Source organism: Exiguobacterium sp. 8H (genome assembly GCF_902506255.1).
In the GTDB taxonomy this organism is placed as follows: Bacteria; Bacillota; Bacilli; order Exiguobacteriales; family Exiguobacteriaceae; genus Exiguobacterium; species Exiguobacterium profundum.
In genome coordinates, this window is the sequence record NZ_LR733429.1 from 501,461 (window position 1) to 517,758 (window position 16,298).

The 16,298-nt window shown below is 48.0% G+C and carries 19 protein-coding genes; all 19 read left to right on the top strand.

Features of this window, described 5'->3' with window-relative positions; translation table 11 throughout:
* Window positions 1-18: 18 nt before the first annotated feature.
* Window positions 19-693, top strand: coding sequence for a (d)CMP kinase (cmk, locus tag GVY43_RS02500; RefSeq protein WP_074037194.1), 675 nt, complete (start codon window positions 19-21; stop codon window positions 691-693).
* Window positions 690-1,313: a 1-acyl-sn-glycerol-3-phosphate acyltransferase gene (locus GVY43_RS02505; protein WP_159562123.1), complete on the top strand. Its 624-nt coding sequence runs from the start codon at window positions 690-692 to the stop codon at window positions 1,311-1,313. The genes cmk and GVY43_RS02505 overlap by 4 nt, the downstream gene beginning before the upstream one ends.
* A gap of 154 nt (window positions 1,314-1,467) precedes the next feature.
* Complete coding sequence (gene rpsA, locus GVY43_RS02510; RefSeq protein WP_015881460.1) at window positions 1,468-2,616, top strand: 30S ribosomal protein S1; 1,149 nt, start codon at window positions 1,468-1,470, stop codon at window positions 2,614-2,616.
* A gap of 137 nt (window positions 2,617-2,753) precedes the next feature.
* Window positions 2,754-4,064 (top strand): ribosome biogenesis GTPase Der, encoded by a 1,311-nt coding sequence (gene der, locus GVY43_RS02515; RefSeq protein WP_015881461.1) that lies wholly within the window; start codon window positions 2,754-2,756, stop codon window positions 4,062-4,064.
* Window positions 4,065-4,081: 17 nt separating this feature from the next.
* A complete protein-coding gene (locus GVY43_RS02520) occupies window positions 4,082-5,107 on the top strand; it encodes an NAD(P)H-dependent glycerol-3-phosphate dehydrogenase (protein ID WP_159562124.1) in 1,026 nt (341 codons plus the stop codon).
* Window positions 5,108-5,203: 96 nt separating this feature from the next.
* On the top strand, window positions 5,204-5,404 hold the full coding sequence (locus GVY43_RS02525) for a DUF2768 domain-containing protein (protein WP_015881463.1): 201 nt from the start codon (window positions 5,204-5,206) through the stop codon (window positions 5,402-5,404).
* A 5-nt stretch (window positions 5,405-5,409) separates the two neighbouring features.
* Complete coding sequence (locus GVY43_RS02530) at window positions 5,410-6,120, top strand: hypothetical protein (RefSeq protein ID WP_159562125.1); 711 nt, start codon at window positions 5,410-5,412, stop codon at window positions 6,118-6,120.
* A 109-nt stretch (window positions 6,121-6,229) separates the two neighbouring features.
* Entirely contained in the window at window positions 6,230-6,502 is a 273-nt protein-coding gene (locus tag GVY43_RS02535; protein WP_015881465.1) for an HU family DNA-binding protein, read from the top strand.
* Window positions 6,503-6,628: 126 nt separating this feature from the next.
* Window positions 6,629-7,201 carry a heptaprenyl diphosphate synthase component 1 gene (locus tag GVY43_RS02540; RefSeq protein ID WP_015881466.1) on the top strand — a complete coding sequence of 191 codons (573 nt, stop codon included), beginning with the start codon at window positions 6,629-6,631 and terminating at the stop codon, window positions 7,199-7,201.
* A gap of 20 nt (window positions 7,202-7,221) precedes the next feature.
* Complete coding sequence (locus GVY43_RS02545; RefSeq protein WP_015881467.1) at window positions 7,222-7,923, top strand: demethylmenaquinone methyltransferase; 702 nt, start codon at window positions 7,222-7,224, stop codon at window positions 7,921-7,923.
* A 3-nt stretch (window positions 7,924-7,926) separates the two neighbouring features.
* A complete protein-coding gene (locus GVY43_RS02550) occupies window positions 7,927-8,889 on the top strand; it encodes a polyprenyl synthetase family protein (RefSeq protein ID WP_159562126.1) in 963 nt (320 codons plus the stop codon).
* 92 nt (window positions 8,890-8,981) lie between these two features.
* Window positions 8,982-9,401 (top strand): nucleoside-diphosphate kinase, encoded by a 420-nt coding sequence (gene ndk, locus GVY43_RS02555; RefSeq protein ID WP_015881469.1) that lies wholly within the window; start codon window positions 8,982-8,984, stop codon window positions 9,399-9,401.
* A 101-nt stretch (window positions 9,402-9,502) separates the two neighbouring features.
* Window positions 9,503-10,282 (top strand): protein-glutamate O-methyltransferase CheR, encoded by a 780-nt coding sequence (locus tag GVY43_RS02560; protein ID WP_159562127.1) that lies wholly within the window; start codon window positions 9,503-9,505, stop codon window positions 10,280-10,282.
* A 9-nt stretch (window positions 10,283-10,291) separates the two neighbouring features.
* The gene (aroC, locus tag GVY43_RS02565; protein ID WP_159562128.1) at window positions 10,292-11,455 is read left to right on the top strand and encodes a chorismate synthase; all 1,164 of its coding nucleotides are present in this window, start codon (window positions 10,292-10,294) and stop codon (window positions 11,453-11,455) included.
* Window positions 11,449-12,504, top strand: a complete 1,056-nt coding sequence (locus tag GVY43_RS02570) for a 3-dehydroquinate synthase family protein (protein ID WP_159562129.1) — start codon at window positions 11,449-11,451, stop codon at window positions 12,502-12,504. Before aroC ends, GVY43_RS02570 begins: the two co-directional genes overlap by 7 nt.
* Window positions 12,501-13,751, top strand: coding sequence for a 3-phosphoshikimate 1-carboxyvinyltransferase (gene aroA / locus GVY43_RS02575; RefSeq protein ID WP_159562130.1), 1,251 nt, complete (start codon window positions 12,501-12,503; stop codon window positions 13,749-13,751). The genes GVY43_RS02570 and aroA overlap by 4 nt, the downstream gene beginning before the upstream one ends.
* A gap of 29 nt (window positions 13,752-13,780) precedes the next feature.
* Window positions 13,781-15,055, top strand: a complete 1,275-nt coding sequence (locus GVY43_RS02580) for a tetratricopeptide repeat protein (protein WP_159562131.1) — start codon at window positions 13,781-13,783, stop codon at window positions 15,053-15,055.
* A gap of 36 nt (window positions 15,056-15,091) precedes the next feature.
* Window positions 15,092-15,625, top strand: a complete 534-nt coding sequence (locus GVY43_RS02585) for a ReoY family proteolytic degradation factor (RefSeq protein WP_159562132.1) — start codon at window positions 15,092-15,094, stop codon at window positions 15,623-15,625.
* A gap of 160 nt (window positions 15,626-15,785) precedes the next feature.
* Entirely contained in the window at window positions 15,786-16,226 is a 441-nt protein-coding gene (locus GVY43_RS02590; RefSeq protein WP_015881476.1) for a YpiF family protein, read from the top strand.
* Window positions 16,227-16,298: the final 72 nt, after the last annotated feature.

Consider the following 16,298-nt stretch of genomic DNA (forward strand, 5'->3'; position numbering starts at 1 on the left):
ACTCGATACCCGTTTTGTATGAAAAAATCATTACAAATTGCTTTAGACGGACCGGCGGGTGCTGGGAAAAGTACGATTGCCAAGTCGCTTGCGAAACAATTAGGGTATGTGTACATCGATACAGGTGCAATCTATCGGGCGGTAACGTATCGCGCCTTGAACGAAGGGATTGCGCTCGAAGATGGACCAGCACTTGCTCAGATGATCGAGGACATGTCATTACGACTCGTCCCATCGGAAGAGGGACAACGCGTATTTGACGGTGAGGAAGAAGTGACGTCTGTCATTCGCTCGAGTGAAGTGACGAATAACGTCAGTTTCGTCGCACGTCAACCTGAAGTGCGTGATGCCTTGATGGACCTTCAACGTGATTTGGCTAAAGAAGGCGGTGTCGTCATGGACGGCCGCGATATCGGAACACATGTCTTGCCGAATGCCGATTTAAAAGTGTTTATGACCGCTTCGGTCGAAGAACGTGCCCGTCGTCGCCATGAAGAAAATATCTCGAAAGGCATCCCGAGCGACTATGAACAACTGATCGAAGAGATTGCGCTTCGTGACAAACGCGATTCTGAGCGTGAAGTGGCACCTCTCCGTCAAGCTGAAGATGCCCATTTCCTCGATACGACGACGTTGTCCATTGACGGAGTGGTTCAAGCAATTGAACGATTAATTGAAGAGGTGAAAGCATGAGCAAGCCATTAAACAATGGACCGTTCGGCATGTATCGATTGGCGAGAGGCGTCGTGAACGTCATTCAACGCTTCTCGTTTCAGGTCGAATTCATCGGTCGGGAGAATGTTCCGATGGACGGGTCGATCCTTGTCTGTTCGAACCATCAGTCAAATTGGGACCCGGTGCTTCTCGCATGTGCGATTCCAAAGCAGCGTCCGCTCCGATTTTTTGCGAAGAAAGAACTTTTTAGTGTCCCGGTACTGAAGCATATTTTGAAGCGTGCAGGTCAGATTCCAGTATCTCGTGGGGAAGGTGACCGACAAGCGCTTCGTGTCGTGCTTCAAAAGTTGAAAGAGGATGAAGTCATCTCTATCTTTCCGGAAGGAACGCGTTCAAAAGACGGTACGCTTGGAAAGGCGCAAGCCGGTGTCGGTTTTTTTGCGATGCGTTCGGATGCACACATTTTACCGATTGCCATCATTGGCAAGTATAAGTTTCGCGCAAAACTCCGTGTCGTTATCGGGAAGCCGATCGACTTGTCAGAATTGAAAGCACGTAAGGCGAGTGCGCAAGAAGCGGCCGACTTGATCATGGATACGATTTCCGAACTCTACTTGAAGCACTCGTTCACGAAGTAAAAAACGGATTGTGGAATTGAGGTTTAAACTTCTTTCAATAGAGGTACAATCTTCATAACGCCTTGACAAATTCTCGGAATTATAAGAGATTTATACTAGGTGTAAGCGCCTTTGGCGCTCCTTTTTGTACTCATCGTGAGGGGGTAGTGTTGGAATGGTCGAAGAAATGAAAGATATGCCTGATTTTGAAATTAATCGTGGTCAAATTGTGACCGGAACAGTCGTCAAAATCGAGGATAAGCAAGCGCTGATCGATATCGGTTATAAAACCGAAGCGATTTTGCCAATTAGCGAAGTATCAAGCATGCATCTAGACGATTTAAACGAATCACTCCAAGTGAACGACGAGATTCGTGTCAAAGTGAAAAAGGTCACGGACGAAGAAGTAGTCGTTTCGAAAAAAGACGTCGATGCCGAAGCAGCATGGGATCGCATCGTTGAAAAATTCGAATCAGGTGAAGTGTTTGAAGTGATGGTGAAAGATAAGGTCAAAGGTGGTCTTGTCGTCGATATTGGAATCCGTGGATTTATCCCTGCATCCCTTGTCGAAAGTCACTTCGTCGAAGACTTCTCGTCATACTTGAATAACCCAATTACCGTAAAAGTCGTCGAGATTGACCGCGAAAAAAATCGCGTCATCTTGTCACATAAAGCAGTTGTCGAAGAAGAGATGAGCGCGAAGAAATCAGAAACGCTCGAATCGCTTGAAGTCGGACAAGTAATCGAAGGAACAGTCCAACGATTAACTGATTTTGGGGCGTTCGTCGATATCGGTGGCGTGGACGGTCTCGTTCACATCTCGGAAATGGCACATAGCCGCGTCGAGAAGCCGAGCGACGTCGTAACTGAAGGCGACCGCGTGAAAGTGAAAGTGCTCGGGCTCGACTTAGATAATGAAAAAGTGAAACTTTCCATTAAAGAGACACAACCTGGTCCGTGGGAAACCATCGAAGGGAAGATCCAGCCGGGAGATGTCATCGAAGGAACTGTCAAACGTCTCGTGACGTTCGGTGCGTTCGTCGAAGTCGCACCACAAGTGGAAGGTCTGCTTCACATCTCGCAAATTGCGAACCGTCACATCGCGACGCCGTCTGAAGTCTTGTCAGAAGGCCAAGAAGTGAAGGTGAAGGTGCTAGATGTTCATCTCGATGATAAGAAAATCTCATTGTCGATGCGTGCGCTCGAATCATCTGAACCGACTCGTCAAGATGATGATCAAGCGTTACTTGATGAATATAGCGACCAAGGAGGATTCTCTGTCTCGGAATTGACAGGTGATGATTCTTCGGACGACTCTAAATAAGATGATCGTTCAAGCGGGAGTCATGCTCCCGCTTCTTTTTGTATGGTCACTTAATTTTGCCTGTGATATGATAGGTAAGTTGCGTTTCGAAATGATGAAATGATGAAATTTTGATAGAAAGTTAGTGAGGTGTTGTTATGGGAATTCCAGTAGTGGCCATCGTTGGCCGTCCGAATATCGGAAAATCCACAATTTTTAACCGTATCATCGGTGATCGTGTCTCGATCGTCGATGATAAACCGGGTGTCACACGTGACCGTATTTACGGAACAGGAGAGTGGCTCAACCGTAAGTTCCATTTAATCGATACAGGTGGGATCGAAGTAGGGGACGAGCCGTTGCTCGTTCAAATGCGTCATCAGGCGGAACTCGCCATCGATGAAGCGGACGTCATCATCTTCATGGTGAATGGACGTGAAGGTATCACGGCGGCTGATGAAGAGGTTGCGAACTTGTTGTTCCGTTCGAATAAACCGATCGTTCTTGCCGTCAACAAAGTCGATAACTTTGAAATGCGAGATCTCATGTATGAGTTTTATTCCCTCGGATTCGGAGATCCGTTCCCGATTTCGGGTACGCACGGGTTAGGACTCGGTGACTTGTTAGACCAAGTATTTGAACTCGCTCCAGAAAAAGACGAGTACGAATACAACGAAGACGTGATTCAGTTCTCATTGATCGGTCGCCCGAACGTAGGGAAATCAAGCTTGACGAACTCAATCCTCGGTGAAGAGCGTGTCATCGTTTCAAACATTGCGGGTACGACTCGCGATGCGATTGATACACCGTTCACACGTGACGGACAAGAGTACGTCATCATCGATACGGCAGGTATGCGTAAACGCGGAAAAGTATATGAATCGACAGAGCGCTATAGTGTCATGCGCGCACAAAAGGCGATTGAACGCTCGAACGTGGTTCTCGTCGTCCTCGACGGGGAAGAAGGAATCATCGAGCAAGACAAGCGTGTCGCAGGTCTCGCGCATGAAGCCGGGAAGGCGATTGTCATCGTCGTCAATAAATGGGATGCCGTCGAAAAAGATGATAAGACGATGAAGAAGATGGAAGAGAAGATTCGTCAAGAATTCTTATTCCTCGACTATGCGCCGGTTGTCTTCTTATCAGCGCTCACGTCAAAACGCTTGCAGACATTGTTGCCTGTCATCAAACAAGTGGCAGAAACACATCGCCGTCGTATCTCGACGAGCGTATTGAACGATGTCATCGTCGATGCAGTCGCGATGAACCCGACACCGACGGATAAAGGACAACGATTGAAGATCAACTACGCAACTCAAGTGGCCATCGAGCCGCCGACGTTCGTCTTGTTTGTCAACGATCCTGAGTTGTTGCATTTTTCGTATAAACGTTATTTAGAGAATCAAATCCGTAAAGCATTTGACTTCACCGGGACACCGATTCACATCGTGGCTCGTCAGAAAAACTAATAACGGGGGTGCCACTTATGGCAAACGTAGCTGTCATCGGAGCGGGGAGCTGGGGAACGGCCATCTCGCTCGTGTTAGCGGATAATGGCCATGATGTCCTGCTCTATGGACGTGAACAAGAACATGTGGATGAAATCAATTCGTCACATACGAACTCGTTTTATTTGAAAGACGCGCCATTACCTGACTCAATTCGTGCGACGACGAACTTGAAAGAAGCGTTAGACGGTCGAAGTATCGTCTTTCTCGTCGTCCCGAGTTCGGCGATTCGTCCTGTCTCAAAGGAATTGAACACATTGTTGACGGAACCTGTCACCATCGTTCATGCCGCGAAGGGGATCGAACCAAAAACGCATAAGCGCCTTTCAGAAATCATCGCCGAAGAAATCGATCCTTCTAAGCGTCGGGCAATCGGTGTATTAACTGGACCGACTCATGCTGAAGAGGTTGCGGTCCGTAAACCGACGACCATCACAATCGCATGTGCCGACCTTGATGTCGCGGATGAAGTGCAGGAGCTCCTCACAAACGATCAGTTCCGCGTGTACTTGAATTCTGATGTCGTAGGAGCCGAGTACGGTGGAGCACTGAAAAATATCATCGCCCTAGCGGCGGGTATGACGGATGGGCTTGGTTATGGGGACAACGCGAAAGCTGCCCTCATGACTCGTGGGATTGTCGAAATTGCTCGACTTGGCGTGAAGCTTGGAGCGAACCCTGCCTCGTTCTCAGGATTGACAGGGATCGGAGACTTGATTGTGACGGCGACGTCACAACATAGCCGTAACTGGCGAGCTGGTAACGCCATCGGTCGTGGTGAAAAATTAGAAGACGTTCTCGGGAACATGGGAATGGTCGTCGAAGGCGTCCGTGCCTGTGAAGCAGCCCATTCCCTCGCCAAAGAAGCGGGTGTGGAGATGCCGATCACAGAGGCTCTCTATAACGTGTTGTTTGAAGGGAAGAGTCCTCATGATGAAGTGAAAAAATTGATGAGACGCCCGCAAAAACACGAGATGGAACAAGTTTTTCATTTTGAAGAATAGACAGATTGAGAGAGGAACTGACGTTTTCGTTCAGTTCCTCGCTTTTTTTTGCTAAACTTGAAGTCTGGAGAACATAGAGAAAGTAGGGGGATAGACGTGACACCGTCACTCATCAAAATGTGGATATCATTCGCAGGGATCGGAGCTTTCGCCATCGCTGCATTAATGGTCGCACTCAGTCATACGAAACTGAGCGGTTGGTTCGCCACGCTCGTCAGACTGATTGCTTTCATCATTTTCTTATTTGGGACTGTAATTATGATTTTTGTCGTCGTCTCAGGACCGACTGGAGGATAAACGTGATGAAAAAAAAGATTGTCGCTATCAGTCTGGTTTTGACGACACTGTTAGCGGGATGTATGTTTCCTGAATCAGAGCGGGCCAACAATATCCCGTACGAAGATCAATTGAATACGGTACAAAGTGCGGTCAATGCCTATCGTGAGCAATCTGGGGTATTGCCAATCAAAACGAAACCAGCAGAAACGCCTCTCATGGAGCGTTACCCAGTTGAATTCGCTCGTCTCGTGCCTGGCTATTTAGCGGACCCACCGGCGAATAGTTTCGAAGGTGGCGGGTTGTTCCAATATATCCTCGTCGATGTCGAGACGGAACCGACCGTGAAGCTGATCGATTTGCGTGTGTCTGAGCGGTTGCAACAACTTCAAACGAACATCAACGCATTTCGGGCAAAAGAAGGCAAGTTCCCATTTGACGGATCATTAGGTAAGAATCAGTTCACGCTCGATTATGATAAAATCTTTGTCACAGAAGAGCCGTCCATTCCAAGTCCTTATTCAGATCGTGAACTTCCGATCTATGTGGATGGCACGGGACAACTGTTTGTAGACTATCGAGAAGATGTGAAGGAAGCGCTTCAAAAGACGGATGAGTCACCGGAAATTGGCGAAGACATTCGTTATTTGCTCTATAAAGATGCTCCATTCGCCCCAGCTTATTCGCAAGGATACACAATTGATGAACGAGGAGAAGTCGTTTTTTTAAACAACTGAACCTGTTTTGATAGTGAATGTCGCGAAATCATGCAAAAAATGTTGTCATATCAACGTTTGTACGATATGATTAATCCCGTAAACTCCCTGTGAGAGGAGGTGAATCGTGATGAACAAAACTGAATTGATCCAAGCTGTTACTGAGAAAGCCGATGTTTCTAAAAAAGAAGCAACGAAAATCGTAGAAGCTACGTTTGAATCAATCACTGAAGCACTCCAAAACGGTGAGAAAATTCAATTGATCGGTTTTGGTACTTTTGAAGTTCGTGAGCGTGCTGCCCGTAAAGGTCGTAACCCACGTACAAAAGAAGATATCGAAATCCCAGCGAGCAAAGTTCCTGCATTCAAAGCAGGTAAAGCGCTCAAAGATGCGGTCAAGTAATCTGCAATACATAAGTCGCCGAAAGGCGGCTTTTTTTGTTGGGTTTACGAGTTCGAATGACGTGAATGTGACAAAAATGTGCTATACTATGTCAGAATGACAATGAAGTGGACGAGGGGGGATAGCATGGAACAGTTGACAAATGAATTCGTTGTCACAGACCTTGCTCGTCAAATCGAAACACGTATGAATCATCCCTATTTGACGAAACACGAGGTTGTACCAGCCGTCGACATGTTATTGCTTCGTTGGATGGTCGAGATGATTGATTTGGAATCGATTGAGCATCGACAACTCGTGATGGCAACCTATTTCGCACATCAAGCGCTTGATTTACACGACCAAGTAAACAGCAGCCCGAACGGATCTTTGGCACGCCAATTAAAAGTGCTCGCCGGGGACTTTGCATCGGCTCAGTTTTATAAAATCTTGACGGACTTTCCATCATCATACAGTGATCGATTCGGTCAGTCTGTACAGCGGGTCAATGCGGCGAAGTGCACCTTATTGCTTGAGAAGAACGTTTCAATGAACGTTTGGCTCGAAGCGAACGTCGGATTGATTCAAACACTTTCCGAACTGATTGAACAACCTTATTTGACAACGAGCGGGAAACGAATGATTGAAAAGAAAGCGACAGCGCTTAGACAAGACCAAAAGGAGCAACTTACGACGTTGCTCGCGCATGCGGTCGCTTAGAACGGAAAGGATGTTACGCGTTGCAACCGATAGAAAAAGAGCAAAAAGTATACGAAGTATTTCAGTCCATTTCTCCGAGCTACGATACGATGAACTCGATTATCAGCTTCCGACTTCATAAATGGTGGCGACGGACAACGATGAAAAAAATGAACGTCTTTCCGGGGGCTAAATGTTTAGACGTTTGTTGCGGGACTGCTGACTGGACGATTCAATTAGCGGATGCTGCCGGAAACACGGGAGTTGTGAAAGGACTCGATTTTTCAGAGAACATGCTAAAAGTGGGAGAGGAAAAGGTCAAATCTTGGCCGAACATCGAATTGCTTCATGGAAATGCGATGGCTCTTCCGTTTGGTGACAACTCCTTTGACTATGTCACAATCGGATTTGGACTCCGAAACGTTCCGGACTATATGACGGTCTTGCGTGAAATGCACCGTGTCTTGAAACCAGGTGGAACGGTTGTTTGTCTCGAGACGAGCCAACCGACAGCACCGCTTTTTAAAGAGTTGTACCGTTTTTACTTTGGAACGGTCATGCCGCTTTTTGGAAAGGTCTTTGCCGGTTCATACGATCAGTATAAGTGGTTGCAGGAGTCGACCGATCAGTTCCCAGATCGTTTGACTCTCAAGCGGATGTTCGAAGATGCCGGGTTTGAACAAGTCGAAGTGAAGACATTCTCCGGAGGTGCATGTGCCATGCATCTAGGAAAGAAGTGGTGAACCATGTCTTTGAAGCGACTTTATCGTCATATGAACCGAGAGATTGATCAAATCGATCAATTCTTATCTACTCGAGTCAGGACGGACCACCCTGTCATTGAATCGGCATCGCGCCAATTACTCGATGCCGGTGGCAAGCGCATCCGACCCGCCTTCGTCTTACTGAGCGCCGGGTTTGGTGAGACGAAAGATATCCGTTTGACGAAAGTTGCCTCAAGTCTTGAGTTGATTCATATGGCATCACTCGTCCATGACGATGTCATCGATGACGCGATGCTCCGTCGTGGCAAACCAACCGTGATGGAACGATATGATGAAACAGTAGCGATGTATACAGGGAATACGTTATTCGGAGAAGCGATTCGTCTCGTATCCGAAATTGATTCACCAGAAGTGATGCGCATCATGGCAGATACGATGGAACGAATCTGTGTCGGTGAAATCAATCAAATCCAAGATCAATTTGAGTGGGGGCAATCACCGAAGCGCTATTTAGATCGGATTGCGCGAAAGACCGCTCTGTTGATTGAAACGAGTTGTGCGGCAGGAGCTGTCATCTCTGGAGCGTCTCCACAAATCGTGAGGCAATTAAGTCTGTTTGGATATGACATCGGTATGGCTTTTCAAATGACGGATGACTTGCTTGATTTTACCGCTAAGAGTTTTCAGCTCGGTAAACCGGTCGGGGAAGATTTGAAGCACGGTCATAAAACGTTACCGCTCCTATATTCATCTGAGGATTCCGACTTTTATGAACGCCTCCGTCAAGTGAACGCCTCGACGGATACGGAAGTGACGAAATCTCTCGTCCGGGAAGTGCAACGAAACGGAACGTTAGAACGCAGTCAACGGACGATTGATCGTTACGTCAACCGTGCCATCAGCCGACTAGACGGGTTGCCGGATGTTCCAGACAAGCGGTCGTTAATTGAAATTGCGCAATATATTGGGAAACGCAAATGGTAAATGCCCCATGTAACCCCTTTCAAAAATGTGTTGGACCGTGTACACTAAATACGTACAACGTACACATTTATAGACTTAGGGGGATTTGGGGAATGGAAAAGACATTTTTAATGGTTAAACCTGATGGGGTAAAACGTGGATTGATTGGGGAAATCATCTCACGCTTCGAAAACAAAGGATATACGTTGAACCGTCTCGAAATGGTGACACCGTCAGTTGAGGTCGCAGAGGCACACTACGCAGAGCATAAAGAAAAGCCGTTCTTTGGTGAATTGGTCGAGTTTTTGACTTCTGGTCCTGTCGTTGCGATGGAATGGGAAGGGGAAGACATCGTGGCCGTCTCTCGTTTAATGATCGGGAAGACGAAACCGGTGGATGCTCAACCAGGAACCATTCGCGGTGATTTTGCATCGACGATGTCACAAAACGTGATTCATGGTTCTGATAGTGTGGATAGCGCGGAACGTGAACTCTCACTTTGGTTCGCTGAAGTGGCTTCACACGTTTCATGACTTTTCGAGGGACGGGGAAACCTGTCCCTTTTTGATTCCCTTTGAATCGCCTGAGGTCACAAGAATGCGGAAATGAGAAAGAATTGAGGTTGAAATTGGTGATGAATGATTATGCCATCTTTGTAAAAAAGTTTTATATCAAGTCGGGTATTGACTTGAACTTATATAAAGAGGCGCAGATGAAGCGCCGTATGGTCGCACTACGCGAAAAGAAGGGGTATGCATCGTTTTTAGAGTATTTGAAGGCGATGGATACAGATCGTCAACTTTATGAAGAGTTTCTCGACCGAATGACAATCAATGTGAGTGAATTTTATCGCAACCCGATTCGTTGGCAACAGCTTGAAGAGGATATCCTCCCGCATCTGATTCGCTCGAGTCAAGGGAAGCTTCGCGTATGGAGTGCTGCCTGTTCAACCGGAGAAGAGCCATACTCACTTGCCATGTTGTTGTCGAAACATCTTGCCCCATCTCAATTTTCAATTATGGCTACGGACTTAGATGATGTCGTCATCGAAAAAGCGAAGCAAGGAAAGTACCATGAACGGGCGCTCATCGATTTGCCGGAGGAGTTTCAGAAGCGCTACTTTACCCGTCGTGGCGACGACTATTATATTTCAGATGAAATCAAGCAACTGGTGACGTTTAAAAAGCATAACTTGTTAGCGGATGTGTACGAACGAAATTTTGATTTGATCGTCTGTCGAAATGTCTTGATTTACTTCACTGAAGAGGCGAAAGAGAAGGTATATACGTCGTTCCAGCGGGCGTTACGTCCAGGTGGGATGCTATTTGTCGGTGGGACGGAACAAATTTTCCAACCGAAACGTTACGGCTATGCAATGAAGCAAAGTTTCTTTTATGAAAAAATGGATGGATGAGGTGATCGGATGCGTTATTTGACAGCTGGTGAATCACATGGTCCCGGTCTGACGGTCATCATTGAAGGGGCCCCGGCCGGACTCTCTGTAGATATTTCTCAAATCAATGCAGAGTTAAAAAAACGTCAATCGGGTTACGGTAGAGGGCGCCGCATGCAAATCGAGTCCGATCAGGTAGAAGTTCGCTCGGGCATACGGCATGGCGTGACCACAGGTGCACCCATCACATTTTGGATTGAGAATAAAGACCATACGCATTGGAAACACATCATGCAGGCTGAACCGATTGAGAGCGATATCGAAGTGAAACGCCGCGTCTCTCGACCGAGACCTGGACATGCTGACCTGGTCGGTGGGATGAAATACGACCATCGAGACTTACGTGACGTATTGGAGCGCTCGAGCGCACGAGAAACAGCGGCTCGTGTAGCGGTCGGGGCTTTCTGTAAGCAACTCCTTCAACAAGTCGGGGTATCCCTCTTTAGTTATGTCAAAGTGATTGGTGGGGAACGGGCGGAGTCGTGCACATTTGATTCGCTTCAAGAAGCACAAGCGGTCGTTGATGCCTCACCGGTACGTACGTTAGATGAAGAGGCCGCGTTGCGGATGATGCGTCGAATCGATGAGGCCAAGGCAAATGGAGACTCGATTGGTGGAATCGTGTGTACAGAAGTACATGGTGTTGTACCGGGACTTGGCTCGTATGTGCAGTACGACCGTAAACTGGATGCTAAAATCGCACAAGCGGTCATGAGTGTCAACGCATTTAAAGGTGTTGAATTCGGTGAAGGGTTTGAAATGGCGTATCGCCCGGGTTCTGAAGTGATGGACCCGATCGCATACGGGGATGATGGGTATACGCGACTCAGTAACCATCTCGGTGGATTTGAGGGGGGCATGACTACGGGGATGCCAATCCTTTGTTCAGCCGTCATGAAACCCATTCCTACGCTCTATAAACCCTTACAATCGGTCGATATCGATACGAAAGAGGCATTTTTAGCTCAAATCGAGCGGAGTGACTCGTGCGCTGTGCCTGCCGCTTCCCTCGTCGTTGAGGCAGTCATCGCATTTGAAGTCGCGAAGGAAGTTTGTGAGACGTTCGGGCACGACACGATGGAACGAATCAAACATCGGGTCGATGAGTATCGGGAGGAGTTGCGAATATGGTAACGATTTCAATCTCAGCATCGATCCCATACGAAGTCGTCTTGGACAATCAGGATTGTTGGATCGATTCAGTTGATTGGTCTAGTTATTCGATGCTATGGGTCGTTACGGATAAACATGTCGAGTCTCTTTACGGAGAGTCGTTCCGTTCTACGTTGAATCTGACCCATTCCCACGTCGTCTCGTCCGTCGTCGAAGCAGGTGATGCGTCGAAATCGCTATCTCAGCTCGAGCAGCTTGTCGCAGAAGGGTTGCGCCACGGATGTGACCGCCAAACACTGATTGTCGCCTTTGGCGGTGGAATGATCGGCGACTTGGCTGGTTTTCTAGCAAGTGTCTACATGCGAGGCGTTCCATACATACAAGTGCCAACGACGATTTTGGCTCACGATTCGGCTGTCGGAGGCAAAGTGGCAGTCAATCACCCCTTTGCGAAAAATGCAATCGGTTCATTCTATCAACCGTCAGGCGTCTATTACAACGTCAGTCGACTGAATACCTTGCCCGTCCAGGAAGTGCGAAGCGGTCTCGGTGAGTTATTGAAACATGCGTACTTATCACGTTACGTCCTCGAATCTTCTTTCGAGGACGACTTGTTTTTAGACTTGAACGAGAATGAGCGATTGGATTGGGTGTCGTGGCTTGCCCGTGGGATTCGAGTGAAACAAACCATTGTCGAGACGGACGAGCGAGAACAAGGCATTCGTGCTTGGCTTAACTTCGGGCATACGTTCGGTCATGCCCTTGAATCGGTGGAAGCCTATCGTATCCCACATGGGGAAGCGGTTTTACACGGGATGGTGTTCGCTTTCCTCGTGTCAGGAGATGAAGTTCGAGCGAAGCGATTGTTCAATTGGATGCGTTCGAACGACGTCACGCCAATCGATTGGCAACCATTCGACCACTACGTGGAAAAAATGATGCTGGATAAAAAGAACCGACATGGTGTAATTCGTTTTGTGTTACTTCGTGAAACGATCACTGTGGAGTCGGTACAGCTCGAACATCTTCGACATACGTTTGAACAGATGAAAGGATGGTGGGAACGATGAGTTTAAACGGTTCTATCCGTGTACCGAGTGATAAATCCATCACACATCGGGCACTGTTATTCGGGATGATGGCGAACGGGACGACGCACGTGCGGAATCCACTCCTCGGTGCCGATTGTCGTTCGACGCTCGAGGTGATTCTATCACTTGGAGCCGACGTGACAGAACTGCAAGACGAACTAGTCATTAAGGGGACTGCGTCTCCGCGCTCGGCACGTCTAGACTGTGGGAATTCAGGTACGACGATGCGCCTACTGATCGGTCTCTTGTCCAGCTATAATGGGTCGTTTGAACTCGTAGGCGATGAATCGTTATCCCGGCGTCCGATGCGACGCGTTACTGAGCCTTTACGAAACATGGGCGCACACGTGACAGGGGATATGGCACCCCTCGTCATCGAAGGAACGACGCTTCGATCCATTGACTATACGTTACCGGTCGCAAGCGCCCAAGTGAAGTCGGCCGTCCTGCTCGCGGGCTTACATGCCTCGGGTACAACGATTGTTCGAGAACCGATGTTGTCACGTGACCATACCGAGCGCATGTTGCCCCTGTTTGGTGCGAAGCTATCGATTGTAAACGAGGAAGGGTTACGCGTCATCCGTGTCGAACCCTCGTCATTGACAGGATGTACGGTCGACGTACCGGCAGACCCGTCATCGGCTGCGTTTTTCTGGGCAGGGGCGGCCATGGTGGCAGACAGTTCAGTTATGACGAAGGACGTCTGTTTGAATGAGACACGGATTGGATTTTTACGTACGCTCGAACGGATGGGTGCGAATGTCGTCATTTCGAACGAACGATTGGTCGGTGAAGAACGAGTCGGAGACGTCACGGTCACGACGAGTGAGCTAACCGGCACAGTCGTCGAAAAGGATTTAATTCCTTCACAGATTGATGAATTACCACTGTTCGCACTCGTCGCCTCTCAAGCGAATTCACCGTCCATCGTGAAAGACGCAGCGGAACTGCGCGTGAAAGAAACTGACCGGATTGACGTGGTCGTCTCGGAACTACGGAAGTTAGGTGTGGACATCGTCGGCACTGAGGACGGATTCATCGTCAATCCGAGTCGCCTTCATGGAGGAGATGTCTCGACTTACGGAGACCATCGCTTGTCCATGATGTTACAGATTGCGTCACTCATGACCGATGAAGCCGTTCACATCGAGGGGATCGAGGCATCCGATGTCAGTTATCCTCGATTCCGTGAAGATTTACAACGGGTTCAACGTAAGATAGAATAACGACAAACCGAAGCCCAGGAGGACGAACCATGCTAGATGAATCAGCTTTAACACATATAATCGAGATGCTTGAGTCAGGTGAGACGGAACATGCACTCATGCATCTAGAAGAACTTGAGAAGGAAGGGTCGGATGATGACCGTTTAGCCATCGCCGACCTCTATTTAGAGTTAGGTCTTGCCGACCGGGCGACAGCCGTTCTCTCAAAACTATACGTCGACTATGAGGGAGACCCGAATGTCGCCCTATCGCTGGCGGAAGCGTACTTGGATAGTGACCGTGAAGAGGAAGCGATTGCCGTGCTTGAAAAAATCAAATCGGATGACGCGGATACGCAAGTGAGGAGCCTCGTCCTCCTCGCTGATCTGTATCAATCGCAAGGATTGGATGAAGTGGCAGTGAAGAAACTGATGGAGGCGCTCGAGAAGAATCCGGATGAACCTTTACTCATCTATGGATTGGCTGAATTGTATGCCTCTACCGGTTCATTTGAACAAGCCATTCCACTGTATGCGCGACTTCCAAAGATGAAGTTGCCGGTTGAAATCGACTATCAAGCGGATTACGCGGAGGCCCTCACGATGGTCGGATCGTTTGAAGAGGCGCTCGAAGAATATGAGCGGGCCACACATCGCGATTTGAACACCGTCTTCGGTCATGCGATGACGGCTCATCGGATCGGACGTGAGGAAGTGGCGATCAAGCAGTTCAAAGAGCTTCAGGCGATGGACCCAGACTTCACGTCGCTCTACTTGCCCTATACCGAGGCACTCGATGCAATCGGGCAAACAGAAGAGGCTATTGAGATCGTCGATCAAGGTATCACGCGCGACGATTATAATGATGAACTACGCCACGTCAAAGCAAGACTGCTTCTCAAACTCGGAAATCGGGACGGTGCCATTAAAGAACTTCGTGAGGCGCTCGTGTTAAATCCAGAGTCGTTACAAGCGACCGAATTGCTCTTATCGATTTTATTTGAAGCAGGAGAATTCGATGATGTTCTCGAAACCATCGATGCACTCGAAGATCATGCGACGTCGCCGCTCATGACATGGTATAAGGCGAAGGCGAAATATGAGCTCGAAGCGTACGACGAAGCGGTCAGTCTATATGCCTCAATTGAACCGATGATGAAAGAGGACGTGTCATTTGTGACGGAATGGGCTACACTGTTGATAGAGGAAGGTCGTAGACAAGACGCGCGACGTGTGGTCGAGCAATCGCTTGCATTGGTTGTCGACCTCGATGATCGCCAAGCGCTCGAAGAACAGCTCGAACAATTGTCTGATGACGTAGAATGAATAAGTAGAATGAATAAGGGAAGGGAATGAGGTCAGATGGTCGAGCGGAAACGTAATTTTTTGAAGCGATTCGTCGCTCATCATACGCTTCGGAAACGTGAAGCAAAGTGGATTCTTGACTATTGGTTAAGACATCCTGAAAAGCTTGGCAACGTTCATTTCGTGACAAACGCTTCGGTCTCACCACGTAGTCTCGTGATGACAGCGTACGGGTTTGACGGTGAACCGTTTCGATACCGACGGGGAGACCTTGTGACCATGAATCCTGAGAAGGCTTATCATGACATCCGTCTACACGATGGGCCAATCTATGTAGAGTTAAATTTTCAAGGCATGATGATCGATGAGAACTGGGTCGACATCGTCGAACAGAATCCGTTTGAACCGGTGGCAGAAGTGAGAGATGAAGTCTCGTCTTCTGCTCAAACGATCATTCAAGCATCGGTTGCTCAATTTGAAGAAGAACGATTGCTGATTGAAATCGATAAGGCGCTCGATCGACGGGACGAAAATTTATTTCGTAATCTGACGACTCAACTTCATCAAGTGCGATCATCTAAATTATTTTGAAAAAAACAAGCGCTTCCGTTCCGGTAGGCGCTTGTTTTTTGGTATATTAATTACGTAGGAATACACAATTATTTCACAGTTCGTTCATAACTTTGAAAGGTGAGCGAAGTCATGTACGCTACAATAGACATGATGAGATATGAAGGAGAGGAGGGAAAAGATGAGGTTCGATAGTCAAGGGGCACTCCGCTCGATTGCCGAACGACAATACGTCGATACGCTCATCGTTCCGCTCGCAGAATTGGCGTTTGGTGAGGATATGGTTCGCAAAGCCGAAAGCTATGAAGTGATTCATGCCGTCACGGCCGAGACAGAACGTCAATTATCTGGTCGAACGATGCTCAGCCCGACCATCAGTTACACCGATGTGGAAGCTGGTGTGAAATTGGCGCAGGATGTGGTGGCGAAAGCAAATTCATCTGGATTTTCTCACGTATTGTTTATCGCGTCAGACGTCCGTTTCAAAGCATTTGATTTGCCGGTTTTGTTCGTACCGCCGCTCGCGCTTGGATCGATGTCAAGCGATCAAGCGCACACGATGGTCCAGAATTTTGCGACACAAGTCATCACGGAACTTTCGAGCCGTTGGATGGCGACATGAAGCGGTTGACGTAGAGGTTTTATTGATATACTATTTTGTTGAGTGAGAAATTTTTGTGAAGAATGCATAAAG

Coding starts and splice junctions, on each gene's coding strand:
- ndk (WP_015881469.1), top strand. CDS start 8,982: ATGGAAAAGACATTTTTAATGGTTAAACCTGATGGGGTAAAACGTGGA.
- aroA (WP_159562130.1), top strand. CDS start 12,501: ATGAGTTTAAACGGTTCTATCCGTGTACCGAGTGATAAATCCATCACA.
- aroC (WP_159562128.1), top strand. CDS start 10,292: ATGCGTTATTTGACAGCTGGTGAATCACATGGTCCCGGTCTGACGGTC.
- GVY43_RS02590 (WP_015881476.1), top strand. CDS start 15,786: ATGAGGTTCGATAGTCAAGGGGCACTCCGCTCGATTGCCGAACGACAA.
- rpsA (WP_015881460.1), top strand. CDS start 1,468: ATGGTCGAAGAAATGAAAGATATGCCTGATTTTGAAATTAATCGTGGT.
- GVY43_RS02560 (WP_159562127.1), top strand. CDS start 9,503: ATGAATGATTATGCCATCTTTGTAAAAAAGTTTTATATCAAGTCGGGT.
- GVY43_RS02550 (WP_159562126.1), top strand. CDS start 7,927: ATGTCTTTGAAGCGACTTTATCGTCATATGAACCGAGAGATTGATCAA.
- GVY43_RS02520 (WP_159562124.1), top strand. CDS start 4,082: ATGGCAAACGTAGCTGTCATCGGAGCGGGGAGCTGGGGAACGGCCATC.
- GVY43_RS02530 (WP_159562125.1), top strand. CDS start 5,410: ATGAAAAAAAAGATTGTCGCTATCAGTCTGGTTTTGACGACACTGTTA.
- GVY43_RS02580 (WP_159562131.1), top strand. CDS start 13,781: ATGCTAGATGAATCAGCTTTAACACATATAATCGAGATGCTTGAGTCA.
- cmk (WP_074037194.1), top strand. CDS start 19: ATGAAAAAATCATTACAAATTGCTTTAGACGGACCGGCGGGTGCTGGG.
- der (WP_015881461.1), top strand. CDS start 2,754: ATGGGAATTCCAGTAGTGGCCATCGTTGGCCGTCCGAATATCGGAAAA.
- GVY43_RS02570 (WP_159562129.1), top strand. CDS start 11,449: ATGGTAACGATTTCAATCTCAGCATCGATCCCATACGAAGTCGTCTTG.
- GVY43_RS02585 (WP_159562132.1), top strand. CDS start 15,092: ATGGTCGAGCGGAAACGTAATTTTTTGAAGCGATTCGTCGCTCATCAT.
- GVY43_RS02505 (WP_159562123.1), top strand. CDS start 690: ATGAGCAAGCCATTAAACAATGGACCGTTCGGCATGTATCGATTGGCG.
- GVY43_RS02535 (WP_015881465.1), top strand. CDS start 6,230: ATGAACAAAACTGAATTGATCCAAGCTGTTACTGAGAAAGCCGATGTT.
- GVY43_RS02540 (WP_015881466.1), top strand. CDS start 6,629: ATGGAACAGTTGACAAATGAATTCGTTGTCACAGACCTTGCTCGTCAA.